Source organism: Verrucomicrobiales bacterium, from assembly GCA_016793885.1.
GTDB lineage: Bacteria > Verrucomicrobiota > Verrucomicrobiia > Limisphaerales > UBA11320 > UBA11320.
In genome coordinates, this window is sequence record JAEUHE010000197.1 from 1 (window position 1) to 22,046 (window position 22,046).

Sequence of the window (22,046 nt, forward strand, 5' to 3'; positions counted from 1 at the left end):
TGCAGATTTTTAGCATCACACTTTTTGAGAAAACTCCGCTGTTTGCTGGGCTTTTCGATGACTTGCCTCCCGAGAAAATTCCCAACCTCAATAAAGCGCCCTATTTACCGGGTTTTTAAACCGGACACTACTGATGAGTGATGAGTGATGAGTGATGAGTGATGGCTAAATCTCTTTGAACCCTATGGGTTCGAGCCACTGCCGCCCAGGTGAGAGACGCCGGTGTCCTCCGATTTGTCGAGTCCCGACTTTTAGCGGCAAAGATGAGGGTACGACACCGCTGTTCCTTCACGCCACGGCAAATCCGGGAGCGGCTGGCACTTCAACAGGTGAACCTCGAGTCTCGATGCTGCGCGCAACTCGTCACTCGTCACTCGTCACTCGTCACTCGTCACTACCCTTACCTCGCCTCGATCGTGATCTGACGTTGTTCGAGCAAGGTTCCTTCGGACCAGTGCAGGTGGGTGAGTGCGAGCTGATAGTCGGCGAGCGCTCGGACGTGTGCTGCGCGGGCATCGGCGACATCCTGCTGAAGCTGGAGCACGAAAAAGAGCGTGCTCTTTCCGCCGGCGAGCTTTTTCTCCTCGGCCACCAGCGCCGCCTCCGCATTTTCCTTGGCCCGGCGACTTGTTTGGATTCGCTGAGCGCCCGACTCGACGCCATGCACGGCATCGGCGATCTCTCGAAGAATGATTTCCTCCTGGCGCTCGCGCAGAATCTGGCTTTGTTCCTGAAGCTTTTTGCTGATTCGAAACTCGCCCCGCTCGGCCCGACGCGACAGCGGCACGCTGAACACCAGCCCAATCCAGTCGTTGGGAACATCGCCCGCCCGCAGCTGCCTCCAGGCGTCACCGGCGGATGCATCCGCGATTAAGGGTGGCGGGAGCTGCTGGGTGCTCGACCCTTTGCGGCCGTAACCGCCCACCACATCGAGCGTGGGAAAGAGCTGGTTCCGGCGAAACCTCGTCACCAGCCCGGACTTGGTAATCTCTTCCTCAGCCATCGCCAGTTCGGGACGCTTTTCGATGCCCCGGCTCCAGCTCGTCTGCAGGCTCGCATCGGCCAGCGGCGCCAGCAGCAGCTCCTGCGGCACGAAGGGCTGCTCGGCGCGCTGACGGAACCCCTCCCCCAGCAGGCTGATCAACTGAACCTCAGCTCGGCGGATGGCAAGATCGGCTTCCACCATCATGGTCTCTAAGCTAGCCACCCGCGAGATCGCGAGAAGACGATCGGAGTCGGTGGCTGTGCCCTCCTTGATTTGCCGCTCCGTGGCTTCGAGCAACCGACTGCGCGAGCGGAGTAGTTCCTCCAAATTGGATTTTATATCGCGTGCGGCGACCCAGGCATAGTAGGCCTGTTCCGTGTCGCGGACAGTCAACTGTGCGATGCGCTCGACGGCCAGCTTGCCGAGCTTAGAATTTCGGCGCTGCAGCTGGAGATTCAGCCGCCCCGCATCGCTCCAGAAGTTTTTCAGCAGTGGCTGACTGAAGGACATGCTGGCCACGATGCGATGGGAGGAGAAGTTCCAGCCTTCGCGGTCGCCGTCGCTCTGTGCGTAGCTTCCTCCCAGGGAGTAGCTCATGCCGGTGGGCAGGCGTCCGGTAAGTCCGGCCTGCGATGTCTGCGAGTCGGCATTGTAGAAGGTGTCCCGGCTGAAGTCAGCGGGATCGAAGCCGCCCATTTCCGACGCCGCTTCGCGACGATACTGCCCGAACAGAATGGGATCGTAATAGCCGCCGGCCACATAGAGCTGAAGGCTGGCGACGTCCGAATTGATTCTTTCCAGCTGGAGGTCGCGATTACCCATGAGCGCGAGTGCCAAGCACTCCCGCAGTCCGAGCGTTTGGACCTGGGTCGCGGGCGCGTCCCCCGCTGAGAAGAGGCTCAGGCCCAGTGCCAGCGGAAGGCATCGAGATAGCAACAAGGGTTTCACAGGTAGTTCCACAGGTGGAGATTAGCGTCGTCCTGGTGGCAGCTGGGCTAGGGGCATCGAAGCACTGGGGACCGAGGTGTTGGACTCGGGTGGCAGCGTAGCCCCCGGCAACACCACCGTGGCGAGTCGAAAGGTCTTTTTGCTCGGATCCTTCAACCGCTTTGCTTCGCGGCCGTCGACCTTCATTGTTCCATCGTCACTCGTCAGGAGCAGGGTAGGACCGGTTGTCCCCTCCGCCACGCTGATTCCCTCAGGGTTGAGGTCCGACAAATCGATCCCCGGCCACAGCTCCGGGGCGTCGGAACCTCCATTCCATCGGAAGAGGCGTGAGATGCCACCGGAACCGCTGGATCCGGCTACGATCCAGTATCCGCTGGCGACATTGACCATCCCGCGAATTCCCTGTCCATCCAGCGGCAGGAGGATCGGGTCACCGAAGCGAGGCTTCGTTCCCCCGATCACCTCCATCGGGTTCAGCAGGGAAACCATCAAGGCCTGGCCTTGCGGGGTGGGGCTGCGGAATCCGATGAGCAGTCCCCCCTGAGGAGTGGCAGCCAGGCCCTCGATGTTCAATCCTCCCGGACTTTTAGGAGCGCGTTGGGCCGCTTCGGCCAGTCCGAGGTGCGCGAATCGCGGTTCAGCCAGCAGCTCCGCAACCAGATCGGTGAAGTGATCACCCACCGGGTGCACCCAAGGTACCCCCGCAATGGCGCCGACCTTGGTGGCGAGCAGGCGATGTCGGCTGGAGGCGAATTCACCTGCGGCGTTGCGTCCATGGGATGAAATCCAGAAGATCGTGTCCCCCACCCGAGCAGAGCCCTCCAGATCCACCTCCTCACTCTTACCCTTCTTCCCTTTGTTGCCCGCACGAAGGAAGGGGCTGAGGTCCAGGCTGCGGACGGGGGCTTCCGTTTGCCCACGGTGGTAGATGCGAAGCAGATTGTCCTCATCGTTGGCCACCACGAACCAATCCTGATTCAGAACTTCAACGGCGGACGCGTCGGCCATGCCATGGAAAGACTGGGCGGGAAAGGACGGAGAGGGTCTGGTCAGCGAGAAGGCGATGCCTCCCAGCAGGACGAGCAGGAGAAGAGCGTAGGGTTTCATAAAATCGTTTCCTGGGGATGGGGTGGGTTCAGCGTGAGCTTAGGGTTGTCCGGCGCGGACTGGGCTGGGGGTGAGTGTCGAGGCTGCCCACGAACGCGAGGATAGCGAGGCCGGCTGACTGGCGGTGGCGGATGGCTCCGGGGGCAGGAGTGAGAGCGTGACGATTTCACCGGGGCGGATGCGTGCTTCTGTTGGAAGATCCACGACGAGGGGCAGTCCGGCGTCGATCAGCTTGCCCTGCGGCAGCAGAGCCAGCGTGTTGGTGATGGATTCGATCTGAGCCCCTATCTGAGTCAGCACGCCCACCACTTGGCGGGTTTTGCGCTCCTGGGTGGTGACCCGAACCTTTTGTCCGATCTCGGGCGTGAACGGATACGGTTGGCGCAGGTATCCGACTACCCGAGTGGACCATTCCGAGTTGATGAGCAGCAAGGGTTCGCCGGCGAGAACGCTCTCTCCGGGCTGGCGGTAGATGGCGGACACCATTCCGTCGATCGGAGCGGCCAACGTTTTACGCGCGATTAGGTTGCTGGCGGTATTGAGGCTGGAGAGCAGACCGGCGAGTCGTTCCTGCTTGCCGGTTTGACCCTGGCTTCCGGTCGACTGGCGTGTGATTTCCTCAAAGCGTGCCTCGAGCGCTTGGATCGCCTGTTGTTTGGTTTCAATTTCCGCCCGGTAGAGATCGCGCCCCTTGTTGCTCAGGTCGTAGATCTCCTCGGAGACCAGCTTCTCTTGGAAGAGCGGCTGGTTGCGTTTGACCTCATTTTCGGCCCGGGCGAGGTTGACGCGGGCGACGGCTTGTTCCGTACGCAGCCGATGAATCTCCAGTAGCAGGCGGTCAGCGCTGAACGCATATTCTTCATGGGCGGTGGGTTCCCATTGAAGTCGGGCGATTTGCATTTCCGAGTTGAGCAGATCGACCTCGATCCGCGGTTCAAAGGGATCGAAGTCAGCGAGTGGCTGGCCGGCCCGGACGCGGTCATAGGCTTGGGCTCGCAGGGAACCCAGCACACCGGGTTGGAGAGCGGAGATGACGGAGCGGGATCCCTCGGCCACTCCGAGAAATCCACCCTGAACTACCGCGCTTCGCCACAGGAATCCGCAGGCGACGCAGAGTCCGATGAAGAAGAGCGGCGGAAGAGACTTGATGCGGAATTCACGCCAGCGGAGGCTGGGAGGGATTGGAATGGGTGCTCGCGATGTCATGATAAGCTCCCTTAGCACCGTCCATGCCAGGCCGGAAACTTGCTGGGGCAGGCCCCGTGGTCGCGTCGAGAGCGGTTTTTAGCTCCGAGCGCTGGCCAGGGCAGGAACGATTTGTTCCAATGAAAGCACAAAAACGAACGTACCCGTGACCAAGCCATCGCTCAAACAATGGATTCTCGTTCTGATCCCCGCGCTGGTGCTCTGTGGGATTCTGGTGTGGGGTTTTGCCAGCACTCGGAACAGTTTGATGCGGCTGCGGGATCGGATCGCGGCTGGCAGCCCGGCCAGTTTCAGTGTGGGCCTGCGGTTCCGCGAAACGGTTCGCTCCATGAACGAGGGTTTATTGCGGATTCAGCTGACGGACAGTGACGAGGAGCGCTTTGGGTTTCATGCTCTGTCGGAGGATCTGACGGAGCAGATTCGGCTCGCTCGGCGGCTGTTGTTGACCCCGGCAGAGCAGCAGGTCCTTTCGCATTTTGATGAGGAGTTTCGAAGTTATCTCGCGGATACCGTGGCGCTGCAAGGGAAAGGCACCCGGGGCATCCGGCGGGATACGACCGCGCAGCTCAAGCAGAAGATCGATGTGAAGTCGGCTCGTCTGCTCGCGCTGGCCGAGGACTTGGTGTCGGGCCAGCAGGTCTCTTGGGCAGCACTTTCGAGCGACATGCAGCAGACCTTGCACCGGACTCAGGAACTCTGGCGGGTCTCGCTTGGGTTGCTCTCGGCATGCTTGGTCGTGATCTTTTTCCTCGTCTATCGCGCCTGGATCGCGCCCTTGCGCCTGGAGCTCGATCAGAGCCGTGCGATCATCGACCGGCAAGAGAAGCTGGCGGCGTTGGGCACTTTGGCGGCAGGGGTGGCGCATGAAATCCGGAATCCTCTGACCGCGATGAAGTTTCGGCTATTCACCTTGGAAAGGAGTCTCCCGGCGGGATTTTCGGATCACGAGGATCTCTCGATTCTGAAAGGAGAACTCAATCGGCTGGAGAAGATTGTGAAGGATTTCCTACTCTTCGCGCGTCCGGCGGACCCGGACCTGCGGGTGCTTCGGGTGGATGATTTGTTCGCGGAGATTCTTCGGCTGATGCAGGCCTCGTTGAGCGAGCGGGGGATTCGATTGACACAGGAGCCGGCGCCGGGCCTGCAGATTCAGGGCGACCTGCAGCAATTAATACAAGTGGTGATGAATCTGGTTCAGAACTCGGCTGAGAGCATCGCCGGCGATGGCACTATCACTCTTTCAGCACTGGTGGAGAATTCTACGCGGGTGGAAGGGCGCGGCGGTGTCGTTTGCCTCCGCATCACCGACTCGGGACCCGGGATTCCGGACGAGGTTCGGCGGCGTCTGTTTGATCCCTTCTTCTCCACCAAGGCTGCGGGGACTGGACTAGGTTTGCCGATCGCTTCCCGCATCGTCGAGAAGCATCACGGTCACATTCAGTTTGAGACCCAATTGGGAAAAGGAACAACGTTTAGTGTGGTGATTCCGGGGGAGGTTTCCGATTTATGAGATCCAGAATTCTGCTGATCGAGGATGATCCAGGTGCCGGGACGGCCCTTCAGAAAGTCATCAAGGCTGAGGGCTACGAGGTGGACTGGGTAACACGGGGAGAGGACGCGCTGCGGCGGGTGGCAGAGCAGGGTTACCAATTGGTGGTGACGGATCTCAAGCTTCCCGGGCTGAGCGGGCTCGAGTTGGTGCGTCGTTTTCATGCCTCACATCCAAAGCTGCCGCTGATTCTCATGACGGCTCACGGCACGACGGAAACCGCGATCGAGGCGATGAAGTTCGGTGCGTTCGAGTATCTGACCAAGCCCTTCGAGGTTGAGGAGTTGCTGTCCGTGGTGGCGGAGGGGGTTGCGAGTTCTCTGAAGATGTCCGAGCCGGTGCCGCTGGGGGCGCAGGGATCGGAGGTGCGGGGCTTGGTCGGGCGCAGTCGGCCGATGCAGGTGCTCTACAAGGAGATTGGTCGGGCGGCGGCGACATCCGCCACGGTTCTGATCCGCGGGGCGACCGGGACCGGCAAGGAGCTGGTGGCCCGAGCTGTTTATCAGCACAGTGATCGGTCGGATCGGCCGTTCGTGGCGATCAACTGCGCCGCGATCCCGCAATCGCTGCTGGAGAGCGAGCTGTTCGGACACGAGCGGGGCGCCTTCACGAGCGCGGCGGTGCAACGCATTGGCCGCTTTGAGCAGGCTCAGGGCGGGACCTTGTTCTTGGATGAGATTGGTGATCTGCCATTGGACACCCAAGTAAAACTTCTGCGCGTGCTGCAGGAGAAGGCGTTTCATCGTGTGGGGGGAGATCGGCTGCTGACGGCGGATGTCAGAGTCATTGCGGCCACTCATCGCGATCTCGACGCGGCGATCCAGCAGAAGGACTTTCGCGAAGATTTATTTTATCGGCTCAGCGTGGTCACGATTCGGGTGCCGACGCTCAGTGAGCGGGCTGAAGATATCCCGGAGTTGGTGAAGCACTTCATTCAAAAATATGCTCCGGAGTTGGATATCGCCAGTCCATCCATTCAATCTGAGGCACTGGAAGCGTTGTCGCGTCATCCTTGGCCGGGCAATGTGCGGGAGCTGGAGAATGTGGTTCGTCGATCCCTGCTCCTGGCGCGTCCTCTGGCGGTATCAGCCGCCCATGTCAGGCAGGCCTTGACTACTTCATCCCAGACGGGCGCACCCGCTGCGCTTCCGCATGCCGCCTACGTCCAGCAGTTGTTGGATCGCGCGGTCAACGGGGAGCTGGTGGATGTGTATTGGCGCATGGTGCGGGAGTTGGAAATTGAGCTGTTCACGCAGGCGATGCAGCGAGCCGATGGCAACCAAACCAAAGCCGCTCGCTGGTTGGGGATTACCCGACTGAAGCTGCGGGAACGGCTGGCGGAATGGGAGAGGAGTTGAACAGGAGGGGGCCCGGGGACTTGTGTCGGGCGTGCTTATCGTAAACGCGATCACCCCCTCGCCCCTTCGGAGGACTCCGCTTTTCTCACACCGAGGTCCCGGAGCGGGAAGGGGAACTTGGGATCGATTACGATAACGATTACGATTAGGACCCGACACCTGACATCCACCCCTTTTCTGCTCCGCTTAATCATGGCTTAATTGCGTTCGGTTTAGCATGGATCTCAACAACCTGGATACCGGTTGAACGAAGCAAACGATTGAACCAAGAACCTAACTTAGTTTATGAAACCTCATTCTTTCCATATTCCCCTGGATCGGCGGCGCTTTTTCAAATCGATGGCGACGGCCTCAGCTGGCTTTGCGCTGTCTGGTTACCTGGCAGAAGCGCTAACGCTCTCCCCCACGGTGACTCAGGGCCCTTACTATCCGTTGGCGGATGATATCCCGTTGGATAAGGACAATGATTTGGTGCAGTTGAATGACAGCCTCACCTTGGCAGGTGGAGTCGTTACCTATGTGACGGGCCGCGTGCTGGACTCGAATGGCAACCCGGTGAAGAACGCCTTAGTGGAGCTTTGGCACGCGGATCGGGAAGGGGACTATCTGTACTCTGCGAGTGCGGGACGGAACTCGGCCTGTGATTCCAATTTTGCCGGGTTTGGTCAATTTCTCACCGGATCTAGTGGCGCCTTTCGCTTTCGAACCATCAAAGCCGGATTGTATCGGGGTCGAACTCGCCATTTGCATTGGGGCGTGACCCTGCCGGGTCGGACGACCCGCACCACCACCCAGACATTTTGGGATGAGGTAGCTTATGATTTAAATGGGACCCGCTGGGATACGCAGAATTCGAATGACAATGTCTTCTCCACGGTTTCCAATGCGGCACAGCGCGCTTCGGTGCTGCTCGCCTACGAGGCGGTTCCTGGGACTACCACTGGCGAAGTTCAGGCCACTTGGGACTACGTGAGTGGATTTACCCCTTCGGAACCCACTTATCCGAACGGCGGAAGTTTGGTGGTGGCTGGCACCGCCGTAGGCGGCCTCACGGCGGGCTCGGTTCGCTATCAACTGACGGTGCCTGCTTATGCCGGCTATACCTACGAGATCTACGGCAATCCTACCCTGAGCGATCTCGACTGGAAGGCCTTGCCTTTCTCCCTCGCGCCGGCCGCCGTAGTGGATCGTCACAAACACACGGCGACCAGCGAAGGTACGTTGACCATCTATGTGGATTCCAAGGCCGAACGAGGCTTTTACCAAGTCGCGTTCCGGGTCCCGGGTGCGAACACGGGCACTCCTTAAGTGCCCAGATTCGGATAAGCACGCTGAGCTTGTTCGTAAATCCGGGCACTAAGGCTTTAAGAGGTACGCACGACGTTCGTCGGCGAACTTTTTGAGCCCTATGGTAGACCGTCCACCTGGTCCACCTGGTCCACCTGGTCCACCTGGTCCACCTGGTCCACCTGGGGGCCCTCCGGCTTCACCGGCGGTGTCGTCGGTGAGGCTCTTCTCAAAGGCTTCGGTGGAGTTGAGTTTGTGGGTGTCGGCATGGACCGCCTCAGCGATCTGAGCATGGTAACGTTCGGCGATCGGCCCGAGCTTTTTCCAGTCGAGCCACTCGGTGGCGATATCACGCACATAGCCGAGATACCGCTGGCGCAGAGCTGGAACGGCCAGCAGTTTGGAGGCGAGGGGCTTGGATGCGTCGCTGGCCGCCACCAATGGGTCGAGTTCCACTCCCCGGGGAGCGGGGGCGGTCGGTGCGGCGGGGGCCTGAGGCGTAGGCGCGGCACCGACGTCCGGAGCGTTGGGGGGGCGTTGCCCGCGCCCGCGCGGCCCCCGAGGCGATTCTGGACGCATGAACGTTTCATTCAGGTCATGAGGGATGAGGTGAAAGCGTCCGGTAAGGTCCTGATAGATGCTGTAGTCACTGGTCCGAATCCAATAGCCGTCGTTGTTGACGAGTGCATTATCCAGGGCGAGGAATTTGAGCGCTCCCTCGATATCCAGCAGGGGTTCGAGTGCCTTTTCCAACTGGTCGGCGGGCGTCTCGTTGAGAACCTGACATAGACGGATTAAATCCTTCCATACCTTGGAATCCTCCTTCGTTTTTAGCGTGTAGATCTTGCGGTAGTCCTCGATGTTGTCGCCGAGATAAGCCAGTCCACCCCGACCTGCCGGGCTGCCGGGAACTTTCCACCGGGCTCCCTTCGTGGTCTTGTAGGCATCGCGAATGAAATCTTTGTTGAACGGTTGCGCATTCACGTAAACGCCCCAGGATTCGCCGTTGATCACCACTTCGACAAAGTTGACCTTGGGTGCGGGAATGTATGCGCGGGAGATCTCGCTCGCCAAGGCGGTGCGCAGGAAGCTGGGATCGCTGTGAGAGTTCAAGAATTCCAGAGTGCGATAGTTGCCGATGCGTTGATCTTCTTTCACGTAGTCGAAGGAAAGATTCAGAGATTTCTTCCGTCCTTCGCCTACCATCATGAAGGAGGACATTCCGCGGAAGTGAACCCCCACGTCCGGGTAGACCTTGCCGTCCACGGTCACTTTGGCGATCAGCTCGACATCGGTGTTCTTGAACGCGGTCATCTGCTTTTCCCAATCGGCGTCTTCGAACTCGAGAAAGAAAGTTCGAAATGCGGCGGGATCATAGATATCGGCGGCGGGATAGGTTTTGACATCGCTAGGCTTCAGGGCGCGTCCTTTCGTTACGGGCGTCTGCTCCCGCTGAGGGCCGCCGCGAGGCCCCCGAGGACCTCGACGACCGCGACCGGCCGCCTCCTCCTGTTTCAGGAACTCCATCGCGGCTTTCCGTTCCACGGAATTCAACCGCTTGTCACCGTCCTGATCAAAGCGTCCGACGAGCTTTTGTTCTTCTTGGGGTCCGCCGGGCGGTCCACCGGGTCCCCCTGGGCCTCCAAAGCCGCCTGGCCCGGGAGGTTCGTCCCGTCCGGGTCCCTGCGGTGGTCGATCGGCATCGCGGGCCGGTTGGGCATGCGGACGCATCGCACTGAGGCTGAGCCAGCAGAGGGCGAGCGGTAGAAACCAAGTGGTGGAGAGGAATCGATTTTTCATCGGCGTTAGGTGATGTGGACGGGCTTCGATCCTACGAATCCCCGTCCTGATTGGCGAGCACGATAGCCCTTCGACGATTAAGGCTCGATTAAGCGTGGAAAATCGCCATTGGGATCTTAATGATGCCTTAATCAGCTGGGTGGCATAGTGTTCAGAGCGATGGCGAGGTCGTTGAGCCGCCGTGTTTCGGGCCAGAGGACCAGGGCGTCGCCGAACCAGGAAACCATGGAATGTCTATGAGAGTCTTAGTGGTCGAAGATGAACCTCGGCTCCTGCACAACCTGAGCAAGGCGTTGCGTGAGGAAGGATATGCCGTCGACACGGCGGACAAGGGTGGGGACGGCTTGTTCAAGGCCGAGTCCTACGACTACGATGCGATTCTGTTGGACGTGATGCTGCCGGAACTAGACGGGTGGGAAATTCTTCAACGACTGCGCACGAAGAAGTCGACCCCGGTGTTGATGTTGACGGCTCGGGACTCGAGTCCGGATCGGGTTCGTGGTTTGGACACTGGAGCGGATGACTACTTGGTGAAGCCGTATGACTTGCCGGAGTTGCTGGCGCGGTTGCGCGCCTTGATACGACGCACTACGGGCCAGGCCTCGCCGGTCATTGAATTGGGGGACGTCCGGGTGGACACCCGCTCACGAGTCGTGACCCGTGCGGGAGAGACGATTTCCCTCACGGCGCGCGAGTATTCGATTCTGGAGTACCTGGCGCTGCATCGGGGCGAGGTGGTGACCCGGACAGCGCTCTATGAACATTTGTTCGATGAGACCGATAATACCTTGTCGAATTTGGTCGATGTCCATGTGTTCAGCATTCGCAAAAAGCTGGGTCACGATTTGATTGCGACGCGTCGAGGGCAGGGGTATTGCATCGAGCTTTCACCGTGATGCGGCTGACTCACTCCATTCGCTGGCGGTTGCAGTTGTGGCTGGGCTTTTTGCTTATCCTCCTGTTGAGCGGCTTTGGAGTGACAGCCTATCAGCTGTATCGCAATCATCAACTGAGCCGGATTGACGAGGAATTGGAGCGTCAAGTGGCGCAGGTCAGCGCGGCGGTGAGGATTCGTCCGCCGTTTGAGGGGGGGCGCGGCCCCGGGGGAGGCGGCCCATTTTCGCGTGGTCCTCGGGGTCGGCCTGGGCCGGAGGACTCGGGTCCCGAGGGCAAACGTCCGCCGCATCCGGGACCGGGGGCGGAGCCGGGGGAGGGGCGTCTGCCCGGCATGTCCCGCGAGTTCAAGCCGTGGTTGCGTGAGATCCGGTTGTCTCCGGAGATTCTGGGCCAATTTGAGGTCGACCGAAGAGATCGGGCCTATTTTGCGATCTGGGCCCGCAATCAAAATTTGATGAAGGCTTCCACCAACGCGCCGCCTGAGCTCGAACTTCCGACGCCCGTCAACGACACCCGCACGCACATCCGTTCCCGGGGAGAAATACGCGAAGCCTATCATTTTACCGAGATTGGGGAGTGTGTGCTGGTCGGGCGTTCGGTGGCGGAGGACCTGGATTCGATCCGCGCATTTGGCTGGTGGCTGGTGCTGGCGGGTGGAACGGTGCTGGGGATGGGACTGGGGGGAGGCTGGTGGCTGACGACGCGGGCGATCCGTCCCATCGAGGAAATCAGCGCCGCGGCGAGTCGTATCTCGGCGGGTAATTTGTCGGAACGCATCTCCGGGGCGGGAGAAGGGAACGAGTTGGGGAGACTGGTATCCGTGCTCAACTCCACCTTTGCCCGGCTGGAGGCGTCGTTTTCGCGTCAGAGGCAATTCACCTCGGATGCCTCGCATGAGTTGCGGACACCCCTCGCGGTATTGATCTCGGAGGCGCAGACCACTCTCGCCCGCGAGCGCACCACGGCCGAGTATAAGGAAACCGTGGAGAACTGTCTTGAGATCGCGCAGCAGCTGCGGCGGTTGACGGAGTCCTTGTTGAATTTGGCGCGTTCGGATGCGGGGCAGGATCAATTGGAGCGCGAGCCGGTGGACTTGCAGACTCCGGTGGAGGCTTGTGTGGATCGCGTGCGCGACCTGGCCTCGAGCCGGAGCGTATCCATTCAAACCGAGCTGCAACCGGCATGTGCGCTGGTGAATGGCGTCCAGATGGAACAGGTCATCCTGAATCTGCTTTCGAATGCGATTCAGTACAATAAGCCGGGCGGCGAGATACGGCTCAGAACCAGCATGGAGGGAGCGGAGGTGGTCCTGCACATCAGCGATTCCGGTTTGGGGATCAGCGCCGAGGATCTGCCGCATGTGTTTGAAAGGTTTTTTAGGGCCGATCGATCCCGATCTCGGGCGGACGGCCATTTCGGCCTGGGATTGGCGATCTGCCAGGCCATTGTGGAATCCCACGGCGGACGGATAAAGGTGACGAGCGAACTGGGGGTTGGAACCTGTTTCAGCGTGTATTTGCCGAGGGCGAAGTGAGGCATATCGGTGAGGGATTTCCGGCGGTAGAAACCGACACCTGAACCCTGTTCCCGAGCGATTCGCATTCGAAAACTCCAACCCATCACTCAGATCACGCCCCGATGCCAGGGTGCGACCTCTTCCCACTGGACTGATCCAGGATTTTCTTTCAGGCTGCTCCAACAGCCATGGCATTTTTTTCATCCGATGAACGGGTTGGGGATCGTCGCAGTTTCCTGCGGGCAGGCGCCGTTGCGGGGATAGCCGCGCTGACGGCGGGATCGGTGCCCTCGCTTCGGGCGGAGGAGGCGACGGAGTTACCTTTCGACAACGGGGAGCGGCCGCTGGTTCGATATCCGCAGAAGCGTCCGATGTTGCGGTTGACCAGTCGCCCGCCGCAGTTGGAAACTCCATTTAGCGTGTATGGCGAGGGAGTCCTCACTCCCAACGACGCTTTCTTTGTGCGCTATCATTTGGCGCTCTCGCCCCCTCCTGAGGCGTCGTTGCGACCGGATGCCTTCCAGGTGACGGTTCAGGGCAAAGTCCAGCAGCCCTTGAAGCTGTCGGTCGCCGACCTGAAGTCTCAGTTTGACGCAGTAGAAGTAGTGGCGGTGAATCAGTGCTCGGGCAACAGCCGTGGGTTCTCACAGCCGCGGGTCCCGGGGGGGCAGTCCGGAAATGGGGCCATGGGTAACGCCCGCTGGCGGGGCGTTCGGCTGAAGGACGTGCTCAACAAAGCTGGGTTAGCTGCCGGTGCGCGCCAAGTCACCTTTAACGGGCTCGACAAGCCCTTGCTGCCCCAGACGCCCGACTTTGTGAAGGCCTTGGATGTGGACCACGCGCTCGATGGCGACGTGATGCTCGCCTACGAAATGAATGGCGAGGAGCTTCCCTGGCTGAACGGGTATCCTCTGCGGTTGGTGGTTCCCGGGCACTATGGAACCTACTGGATCAAGCACCTTCATGAGATCACGGTGGTGGACGAGGTGTATGCCGGATATTGGATGAGCACGGCGTACCGAATCCCCGATAATGCCTGCGGCTGTCTTGAGCCGGGAACGGCTCCCACCAAAACGGTTCCGATCCAGCGGTTTAATGTGCGCTCATTCATCACGAGCCCGGCGGAAGGGAGTCGGGTTTCCTCCGGTGAGCCCGTGACGGTGCGTGGAATTGCGTTTGACGGCGGGTATGGCATCGCACAAGTGCTGGTGTCGGATGATGGCGGAACCACTTGGCGTCAGGCTGATCTCGGCAAGGATCTCGGTAAATATTCCTTCCGCGAATGGAGCCTGCCATACGTGTCCAAGAGGAAAGGCACCGTGGAATTGCTGGTGAAAGCGACGAATCGCTTGGGACAGTCTCAGCCGATGGATCCGCTCTGGAATCCGGCGGGATACCTACGCAACGTGGTGGAGCGGGTCCGGTTGGAAGTACTTTAACAGGGAATGAGGATGAACACGAACTTTCGGCAGTTGGCGATGGCGGGAGTGGCGCTGGTGCTTTCGGGAGTGGCGGGAGTGGCGGCGGACGCCTGGCTCCTGCCGCCTGAGACGGCCAAGCTGAAGGCTGGGCCGGGAGTGGAACTGGCCACCACCCACTGTCTTCTGTGTCACTCGGCGGACTATGTCAGCACACAGCCTCGTCTGACGCGTGCGGGCTGGGAGGCCTCGGTGAAGAAAATGAGAGAGAAATACGGCGCGCCGATCCCCGCCGGCCAGGTCACGAACCTCGTGGACTACCTCACCCAAGTTTACGGCAAACCAACTCCCTCAGGTAAGTGATTCGTTCTTCTACCGTGCGGGGGCGCAGATGGGCTGGCCGTGCCTTCGCTTAGCGGTTCCCGGCCTTGCTGGGAGTGGCGGTGGCGGACGTGGTGGCGAGCGGGGAGCCTCCCAGTGATTTGTAAACGCGAACGAGGCTCGTGGCGGTGAGTGTCTCGCTCGCGACCAGCTGTTCCTGGAGGCTCAACAGCGTACGCTCGGCATCAAGCACCCCGAGGAAATCCGAAACCCCATCCCGATAGCGTTGGCGGGCGAGGGCCACAGCCTCGGCGGCCGCGCGTTCGGCTTCCCTCAGAAAGCCCAGGCGCTGGCGCTGTCCCGAAAAGCCAACTAAAGCGTTTTCCGTTTCCTCGAGGGCCAGGAGAACCGTCTTTTCATAGGTGACGAGAGCCCCTTCAGCGCGAGAATTGGCCGCTTTGATGCGTTGGCGTACCCGACCAAGGTCCAGCGCGGCCCAGGATAGGTGAGGTCCAAAGCCCCAGGCATCGGTTCCCGCATCGCCGAATCCGGAGAACCGGTTAGCCTGGAGTCCGATGCTGCCGACGAAGGTGACACTCGGGAAAAGGTCTGCGGTTTCGACCCCGATGCGGGCGGTGGCCGCCGCCAGCGACCGTTCTGCCGACCGTAGATCCGGTCTTCGGCGGAGCAGATCGGCCGGAGATCCCAGGGGCACCTGGGTCGGGAGGGTAGGCAAGGGGGCAGTGGGGCGAAGTTGCTCCTTCAGGCCAGCCGGAGGAAGCCCGCACAGAACGGCCAGCCGATGTTTGGCTTGCTCGAGGTCGGAGTGCAGCGGAGCGATGGTGGCCAACGTGGCATTCAGGAGCGATCGCGCCCGAGCGACGTCCAGTTGGGTGCCCTGTCCGCCGTCGCGGAGCGCTTGCGCCAGGACCAGGATTTCGGTCTGGTTCGTGGCATTGCGCTCGGCCACGACCAGCTGATTTTGCAGGCCACGCAGATCCAAATAATTGAGCGCGACCTCGGCCCGTACACTGATCAGCACATCGTCCCGAGAGGCTTCGACAGCTTCGATGGTGGCTCGGGCCGCCTCCACGTTGCGGCGGGATTTTCCCCACAAGTCCAATTCCCAGGTGGAGTCGAAACCGACTCGATACAGTTCGTTGTGTCGGCCGGAGCGATCGCGGTCCGACTGGGTGGCTCGGCTGGTTTGGGTGTTCTCGTAATAGTTTTGGCTTCGTATCGTGGGAGCGAAGTCAAAGCGTGCCTGGGTCCAGAGAGCCCGTGCCTCCTGAAGCCGCGATTGCGCGATCCGAAGGTCGTGGTTGTTGGTGGCGGCGGAGTGGATCAGCGACTCCATGAGGGGATCGCCGAAGCCGCGCCACCATTCGGTTTCGGCCGGCGCGGAGGTGTCGCCGAGCGCGCCGGCTTGCTCGAACTGGGCTGGATGGAGGTTCGTCGGTTGACGGTAGCGGGGTCCGACGGCGCATCCCGTGGCAAGCAGCAGGGTTGAGGTGCAGCAGAGTATATCGATCAACCGGGAGAACTGGGTGTGAAAGCGGGTCATATCAGGATTGGGAGGGGGGCGGCGTCATCGCCTGAGACTTATTGCCACTGGCTGCGCGCACCACCAGGTAGAACACGGGCGTGAGCAGCAGTCCGAAGAAGGTCACGCCCAGCATTCCATAGAATACTGCGGTTCCCAGGGCCTGGCGCATCTCGGCCCCGGCGCCGGTGGCTCGCAGCAGCGGCACTACCCCCAGGATGAAGGCAAAACTCGTCATCAGAATCGGGCGCAGCCGGAGTCGGCAGGCCTCGACGGCTGCGCTGAAGCGATCGAGTCCCGCCTGCTCGCGCTGGCGGGCGAACTCAACAATCAGGATGGCGTTTTTGGCGGACAACCCGACCAGAACCACCAAGCCGATCTGGGTGAAGATGTCGTTGTCGCGTCCATTGAGCCAGACTCCGCCCATGGCGCTCAACAAGCACATCGGCACGATCAAAATGACCGCCAGCGGCAAGCCCCAGCTTTCGTATTGCGCCGCGAGCACGAGAAACACGAACACGACGCAGAGCGGGAAGATAAAGAGAATCGTATTCCCGGCAATGATCTGCTGGTAGGTGAGATCGGTCCATTCGATGGTGAATCCTGATGGCAGGACATCCCGGGCCAGTTTCTCCATTTTTGAGATCATCTGACCGGAACTGACGCCCGGTGCCGTGCTGCCGCTGATGTCGGCCGAATAGAAGAGGTTGTAACGTTGCAAGCGATCCACACCGCCGATTTTCTCCACTTTGGCGAGGGCCCCAAGCGGAACCATCTGGCCTCGGGAGTTTCGGGTTTTCAGCTGATGAATGCTATCCGGCGTGACGCGAAACCGGGGTTCGGCCTGCGCATAGACCTGCCAGGTTCGCCCGAACAAGTTGAAGTCATTGACATAGACGGAGCCCATGAACGTCTGGAGGGTCTCACCGACATCGGCCATGCTGACTCCCATGCTCTTGGCCTTGGCGCGATCGATTTGGATGCGATATTGGGGCACATTCGCACGAAAGCCGGAAATCAGCGACACGAAATCAGGATCCCGCTGAGCCGCTTCCAAGAGCAGGCGGGTGGCGCCTTCGAGGGGGATGAGGCCGGCGTTGTTGAGGTCCTGGACTTGCACTTTGAACCCGCCCGCATTTCCTAATCCGCGCAGGGATGGCGGTGGAAGCACCAGCACCCGCCCCTCCTGGATGGAGGAGAATTTCTGACGAATAGTGGCCAGCATGCGATCGCCCCGCAGAGCCGGGTCTTTTCGGTTCTGAAATGAATCCAGCACCAAGAACGCGGCGCCTACGTTGGGCTGGTTGGCCTGCAGCACGGAGGAGTAGCCGGAGATCGCGAACGTATGGCTGACACCGGGGATGGTTCGCGCCATCGCATCCACCTCGCGGACCACGGCATCGGTTCGTTCGAAGGATGAGGCATCGGGCAGTTGAATCACGACGATGAAGTAACCCATGTCCTGCACGGGAATGAACCCGGTGGGCACTTTGGCGAACGTGAATAGACCTAGTCCGACGAGACCCGCGTATCCGACCAGAACCAGCGTGGTGATGCGGAGCAACCGTTTCACGAGGCCGGCGTAGAGATCTCCGGCGCTTTGAAAACCCCGGTTAAACGCGCGGAAGAACCAGCCGAACACGGCATCCAGGATCCGGGTGAGGCGGTCCTTGGGCGCCCCGTGCTCAGGCAGGAGCAGCGCGCACAGGGCAGGGCTGAGAGTGAGGGAGTTGAACGCGGAGATGACCGTGGAGACCGCGATGGTCAGGGCGAACTGCTTATAGAACTTGCCAGTGATGCCCGTGATAAAAGCGGTGGGCACGAACACGGCGCAGAGCACCAAGGCCACCGCGATCACCGGGCCGGTTACCTCGGCCATCGCCTGAAGGGTCGCGGCGCGCGGCTTGAGCCCTTTGGAGATAAACCTCTCCACGTTTTCGACCACGACGATCGCGTCATCCACGACAATGCCGATGGCCAGCACGATGCCGAAGAGAGACAGATTATTGAGCGAGAAATCGAACAGCTTCATTACCGCCAGCGTGCCGATCAGCGAGACGGGGACAGCCAGGAGGGGGATGATGGAGGCCCGCCAGCTCTGCAGAAAGACCACCACCACAATGACCACCAAGACGATGGCTTCCAGCAAGGTCCACAGCACCGCCTGAACCGAGGCCCGAATAAACTGAGTGGGATCGTAGTTGATCCGGTAATTCACGCCGGGCGGGAAATCTTTCTTGAGCTCGAGCAGCGTGGCGTACACCTCGTCCGCAGTTTCCAAAGCATTACTGCCGGGCAGCTGGAATACCCGAAGGGACACGGCGTTGTACCCGTCCATGTAGGTTTTGGTGGAGTAGTCCCGCGCGCCCAATTCGACTCGGGCGACATCTCCCACCCGCGTGACTTCTCCCTCTGCGCCCGTCTTTACCACCACGGCGCTGAATTGTTCGGCTGTCATCAGCCGACCCTGAGCCACCAGGGTGTATTGAAAATCGGTTCCTGAAGGCACCGGGGGTTGGCCGAGGGAGCCGGCGGCGATCTGCAGGTTTTGTTCCCTCAGCGCCCGGGTGACATCTCCGGCGGTGAGGTGGCGGGCGGCGAGCTTGTCGGGATCCAGCCAAATTCGCATGGTGAAATCCTGACCGCCCAGGGAATTCGCTTCGGCGACCCCTTTGATGCGTGCGATGCGATCTCGCACTTGGAGCGTGACGTAGTTGGCGAGGTAGGCGACGTTCCGTGAGCCATCGGGGCTGTAGAATTGAGCCGCCAACGTGAGGTCGGGGGACTGCTTGCGGGCAATGATGCCCAGTCGTCGCACGTCCTCAGGCAGTCGGGGCGACGCGCTGTTGACACGGTTTTGCACCAGTACCTGGGCTTCATTGAGGTCGGTCCCCAGTTCGAACGTGATCGTGATCTGCACTTTGCCATCACTGGTGCTGGAGGATGACATGTAGAGCATTCGTTCCACACCGTTGATCTCCTGCTCCAGCGGTGTTGAGACCGTCTCGGCGAGCGTTTGGGCATCGGCTCCTGGATAGGTGGCGGAGACAATGACCGTGGGAGGGGCGACGTCGGGATACTGCGCGACCGGGAGCGCGAAAAACGCCAGGATTCCCAGGAGCGTGATCAGGATGCTGAGCACGGCGGCGAAGATGGGGCGGTCGACGAAAAAGCGCGGGATGCTCATGGCGTTGTCCCGGTCTTGGGCGCGGTCTCGGCTGTGGCAACCGTGTTGGTGGCCATCGGCACCAGCTGGGGGTTCACTTTGGTCCCCGCCCGCGTGCTCATCAAACCGTTCACGATGATTCGGTCTTTCTCCGTCAGCCCCTCGCGCACCACTCGAAGCCCCTTGACCATGGGACCGGGTTTGATGGTTCGGTAGGTCGCGGTGTCGTTGTCATCCAAGGCCAGCACGAAGGCTCGTCCCTGATCGCTTCCGATGGCGATGTCCCGAATGAGCAGGGCCGGGTATTCACCATTTCCGGGCATGCGAACCCGCGCGAAGAATCCCGGAGCCATGAGCTTGTCGCCATTGGGAAAGACCGCGCGGACGCGGATGGTGCCCGTGGCTGGATTGAGCTGATTGTCCACGAAGTCGATCGTGCCCTGGTGGGGGAAACCCTGTTCGTTGCCCAGCCCCATCTCGGCTGGGATCGGTCCGAACAGCGCGCTGGCGCGCTTGCCTTCCCGATAGAGTTGTCGGTAGCGCAGAGCGGAAGCTTCGTCCACATCGAGGTAGCAGTACATCCGGTCGAGGGAGACAATCGTGGTCAGGAGGGTGGAGGAGGAAGCGCTCCCGCCCGTGACCAGGTTGCCGGCGGTCACGCGGGCATCGCTGATGCGGCCGGCGATGGGTGCCCTGACTTCGGTGAACTCGAGATCGAGTTGAGCGACCTTCAGCGCCGCCTCGGCGGAACGAACGGCTTCTGCGGCCTCGGTGGCGGTCTTGACACGGGTCTCGAAGGTGTCGGTCGAGATGGCCTTGCTGGCCGCCAGGCCCTCGGCGCGTTTCGCCTCGCTTCGGGCGAGTTCGGCGCGGGCGCGAGCAGCACCCAGTTCAGCGGTGACTCGATCGACCACGGCGCGGTAGGGACGGGGGTCGATAGTGAAGAGCAAGTCACCTACCTTGACGTCGCCCCCCTCTTTGAAATGAACCCGATCGATGTAGCCGGGAACTCGCGCCCGGATCTCGACCGTTTCCGGTGAGGCCAGGCGGCCCGTGAATTCATCCCACTCGTTCACCGTTTCGGCAACGGGACGGGCTACCGACACACTGGGCACGGATGGCGCGGTGGGGCGCGGCGCAGGCTTGCTGCAGCCGGCCAGGGCAATGGCGAGTCCCACACCCGCGATGTGATGTATCTTCATAGTCGAGGAACGAGTGGCGCCGAGCGGTCGCCTGAAATCATCTTAAGCGACCTGCCGCGTTTGCCTAGACGCAGTTGCGTATATCCGTTATTCACTTCACGCATGACTGGATTGGAAGATCTCCGGCTTCTGAGAGCGTTCGTCAGGATAACCGAGAGCGGGAGCATCTCGGCCGCCGCGCGGGTGTTAAACGTCTCTCAACCGACGCTTAGCCGTCAACTCAGTCAGCTCGAGCGGTCGGCTGGCGTTTCGTTGATCCGTCGGGACACCCACACCATGAGTTTGACCGCGGCGGGACGGCGATTGGTGGAGGACGCGCGCGACTTGCTGGGAATGGCGGAGGCCGCCAGTCAGAGGTTGCGCGAGGAGCAGGACACGCCCCGCGGGCATTTGCGCGTCGTGGCGGTGGTCGATTTTGGTCAGTGGATCGTCCCGCGGTTGCTGGCGTCATTTCGTCAACGCTATCCGCTGGTGACGGCCGAGCTTCACCTGATCAACCGTCCCAGCAAGTTTGTGGAAGAGGGATTTGACTGTGGCGTCCTCGTCGGTCGGGTGACAGACGGCTCGGTTGCCGTTCGAAAAATCGCTGAACTCTCCCGGCTCTTGGTGGCGGCACCCTCCCTGCTGCGCGAACGTGGAATTCCCCGAAAACCCGCTGAACTTAAGTTGTTACCCTGGATTGGTGCGCTTCAACCGCACTTTTACCTTCGTGATCGCATTCAACTGGTGAGGGGGGAGGAGCACCGGATGGTTAAGCTGAGTCCGGTCCTCCTTTTGGATAGCGTGACGGCTTTGCGTGAGGCTGCCATCGCCGGTGCGGGAATGACCATTCAGCCTGACTGGCTGGTGGGAGATGCGCTGGCCGGGGGCGGGTTGATCCACCTGCTTCCGGAGTGGCGGGTGCCGGCGGTCGATGTGCAGGTCGCGTATGCACCGGGCCGTCATCTTCCGGGGCGGGTGAGGGCGTTCGTCGACTTTGCCGCGACTGAGGTGCCCCGTCTGATCGAAGATCTCACCCATCCGAACCTGCGGCGTGGGGCGCGGGGGCAGGAAGGGCGCAGGCCGTCCGTCCCGCCTTTTCGTGAAAGGAGTCCAGTTTGATTTGTAACTTTCTCGGTTTTTCTGGCTCAATAAGCCCCGGGAACACTTTGATTAAGGTTTGCCTATGAAGTGCGAAGAACTACTTGCGATGCTGAACGAATATGTCGACGGAACCGTCGATCCGGGCATCTGTGAAGAGTTTGAGAAGCACATGGCGGGGTGCAGTCCTTGCCAGGTGGTGGTGGACAACATCCGGAAAACCATCGTTTTGTACAAGGATGGGGTCCCCTATGATCTCCCTATCCCGTTTCGCGAACGTTTGCATCAGGCGCTTCGGGAAAAGTGGGCTCAGAGGGTGACTTCGTCCGAGTCCTAGAATGCACAGTGCCTCGGTTCTCACTGATTTAGTGCTCCTCCACGTTCTCCGCGCCTCCGCGAGAAACGATCCCTCCCCTGACTCCGAAGGACTGCCGGAATCACTCGCGGAGGCGCGGAGAGCGCGGAGAGGAGAGAGTTCCAGAGAAACCTACGACGGAAGTTTTAACCACGGATTTCTCGGATGACTCGGATGGAAGAGAAGAAGGGGGTTTCACTTCCGATCCCGTCAGGATTCTTAATCCGTGGAATCAGCGAAATCCGTGGTTCATCAGTTGCTCTCCCTCTCTGCGCCCTTCCCGTCTCGGCGGTGCAAGTCCTTTCGGC

At 60.7% G+C, this 22,046-nt stretch carries 16 protein-coding genes; 9 read left to right on the forward strand and 7 right to left on the reverse strand.

Features of this window, described 5'->3' with window-relative positions; translation table 11 throughout:
* Window positions 1-400: 400 nt before the first annotated feature.
* The 3 genes from JNN07_22420 to JNN07_22430 are packed head-to-tail and all read right to left on the reverse strand — an operon-like array spanning window position 401 to window position 4,246.
* Window positions 401-1,933, reverse strand: a complete 1,533-nt coding sequence (locus JNN07_22420) for a TolC family protein (GenBank protein ID MBL9170507.1) — start codon at window positions 1,931-1,933, stop codon at window positions 401-403.
* 21 nt (window positions 1,934-1,954) lie between these two features.
* Window positions 1,955-3,040, reverse strand: a complete 1,086-nt coding sequence (locus tag JNN07_22425) for a DUF3616 domain-containing protein (GenBank protein MBL9170508.1) — start codon at window positions 3,038-3,040, stop codon at window positions 1,955-1,957.
* Between the two features lie 39 nt (window positions 3,041-3,079).
* Window positions 3,080-4,246 carry an HlyD family efflux transporter periplasmic adaptor subunit gene (locus JNN07_22430; GenBank protein ID MBL9170509.1) on the reverse strand — a complete coding sequence of 389 codons (1,167 nt, stop codon included), beginning with the start codon at window positions 4,244-4,246 and terminating at the stop codon, window positions 3,080-3,082.
* Window positions 4,247-4,391: 145 nt separating this feature from the next.
* Between JNN07_22430 and JNN07_22435 the strand changes: the two genes are divergently transcribed.
* The 3 genes from JNN07_22435 (at window position 4,392) to JNN07_22445 (ending at window position 8,461) form a co-directional block, all read left to right on the forward strand.
* Entirely contained in the window at window positions 4,392-5,756 is a 1,365-nt protein-coding gene (locus tag JNN07_22435; GenBank protein MBL9170510.1) for a hypothetical protein, read from the forward strand.
* Window positions 5,753-7,153 (forward strand): sigma-54-dependent Fis family transcriptional regulator, encoded by a 1,401-nt coding sequence (locus tag JNN07_22440; GenBank protein ID MBL9170511.1) that lies wholly within the window; start codon window positions 5,753-5,755, stop codon window positions 7,151-7,153. The genes JNN07_22435 and JNN07_22440 overlap by 4 nt, the downstream gene beginning before the upstream one ends.
* A 285-nt stretch (window positions 7,154-7,438) precedes the next feature.
* Window positions 7,439-8,461, forward strand: coding sequence for a hypothetical protein (locus tag JNN07_22445; protein ID MBL9170512.1), 1,023 nt, complete (start codon window positions 7,439-7,441; stop codon window positions 8,459-8,461).
* Between the two features lie 48 nt (window positions 8,462-8,509).
* Here JNN07_22445 and JNN07_22450 read toward each other — a convergent pair whose 3' ends face one another.
* Window positions 8,510-10,240: a CotH kinase family protein gene (locus JNN07_22450; protein ID MBL9170513.1), complete on the reverse strand. Its 1,731-nt coding sequence runs from the start codon at window positions 10,238-10,240 to the stop codon at window positions 8,510-8,512.
* A 230-nt stretch (window positions 10,241-10,470) separates the two neighbouring features.
* On the opposite strand from JNN07_22450, the gene JNN07_22455 reads away from it, so the two are divergent.
* The 4 genes from JNN07_22455 to JNN07_22470 all read left to right on the forward strand — a co-directional run bounded on the left by JNN07_22455 (window position 10,471) and on the right by JNN07_22470 (window position 14,434).
* On the forward strand, window positions 10,471-11,136 hold the full coding sequence (locus JNN07_22455; protein ID MBL9170514.1) for a response regulator transcription factor: 666 nt from the start codon (window positions 10,471-10,473) through the stop codon (window positions 11,134-11,136).
* Entirely contained in the window at window positions 11,133-12,671 is a 1,539-nt protein-coding gene (locus JNN07_22460) for a HAMP domain-containing protein (protein MBL9170515.1), read from the forward strand. Before JNN07_22455 ends, JNN07_22460 begins: the two co-directional genes overlap by 4 nt.
* Window positions 12,672-12,841: 170 nt before the next feature.
* Window positions 12,842-14,092, forward strand: a complete 1,251-nt coding sequence (locus JNN07_22465; protein MBL9170516.1) for a molybdopterin-dependent oxidoreductase — start codon at window positions 12,842-12,844, stop codon at window positions 14,090-14,092.
* A 12-nt stretch (window positions 14,093-14,104) separates the two neighbouring features.
* Window positions 14,105-14,434, forward strand: coding sequence for a cytochrome c (locus JNN07_22470; GenBank protein MBL9170517.1), 330 nt, complete (start codon window positions 14,105-14,107; stop codon window positions 14,432-14,434).
* 49 nt (window positions 14,435-14,483) lie between these two features.
* Here the strand turns inward: JNN07_22470 and JNN07_22475 are convergent, their stop codons facing one another.
* Genes JNN07_22475 through JNN07_22485 form a run of 3 tightly spaced genes read right to left on the reverse strand, consistent with a single transcriptional unit; the run spans window position 14,484 to window position 20,303 of the window.
* Window positions 14,484-15,956, reverse strand: coding sequence for an efflux transporter outer membrane subunit (locus JNN07_22475; protein MBL9170518.1), 1,473 nt, complete (start codon window positions 15,954-15,956; stop codon window positions 14,484-14,486).
* 1 nt (window position 15,957) lies between these two features.
* On the reverse strand, window positions 15,958-19,122 hold the full coding sequence (locus tag JNN07_22480) for a multidrug efflux RND transporter permease subunit (protein ID MBL9170519.1): 3,165 nt from the start codon (window positions 19,120-19,122) through the stop codon (window positions 15,958-15,960).
* The gene (locus JNN07_22485) at window positions 19,119-20,303 is read right to left on the reverse strand and encodes an efflux RND transporter periplasmic adaptor subunit (protein MBL9170520.1); all 1,185 of its coding nucleotides are present in this window, start codon (window positions 20,301-20,303) and stop codon (window positions 19,119-19,121) included. The genes JNN07_22480 and JNN07_22485 overlap by 4 nt, the downstream gene beginning before the upstream one ends.
* A 102-nt stretch (window positions 20,304-20,405) precedes the next feature.
* Between JNN07_22485 and JNN07_22490 the strand changes: the two genes are divergently transcribed.
* Window positions 20,406-21,404: a LysR family transcriptional regulator gene (locus JNN07_22490; protein ID MBL9170521.1), complete on the forward strand. Its 999-nt coding sequence runs from the start codon at window positions 20,406-20,408 to the stop codon at window positions 21,402-21,404.
* 64 nt (window positions 21,405-21,468) lie between these two features.
* Window positions 21,469-21,720 carry a zf-HC2 domain-containing protein gene (locus JNN07_22495; protein MBL9170522.1) on the forward strand — a complete coding sequence of 84 codons (252 nt, stop codon included), beginning with the start codon at window positions 21,469-21,471 and terminating at the stop codon, window positions 21,718-21,720.
* Window positions 21,721-22,046 lie beyond the last annotated feature (326 nt).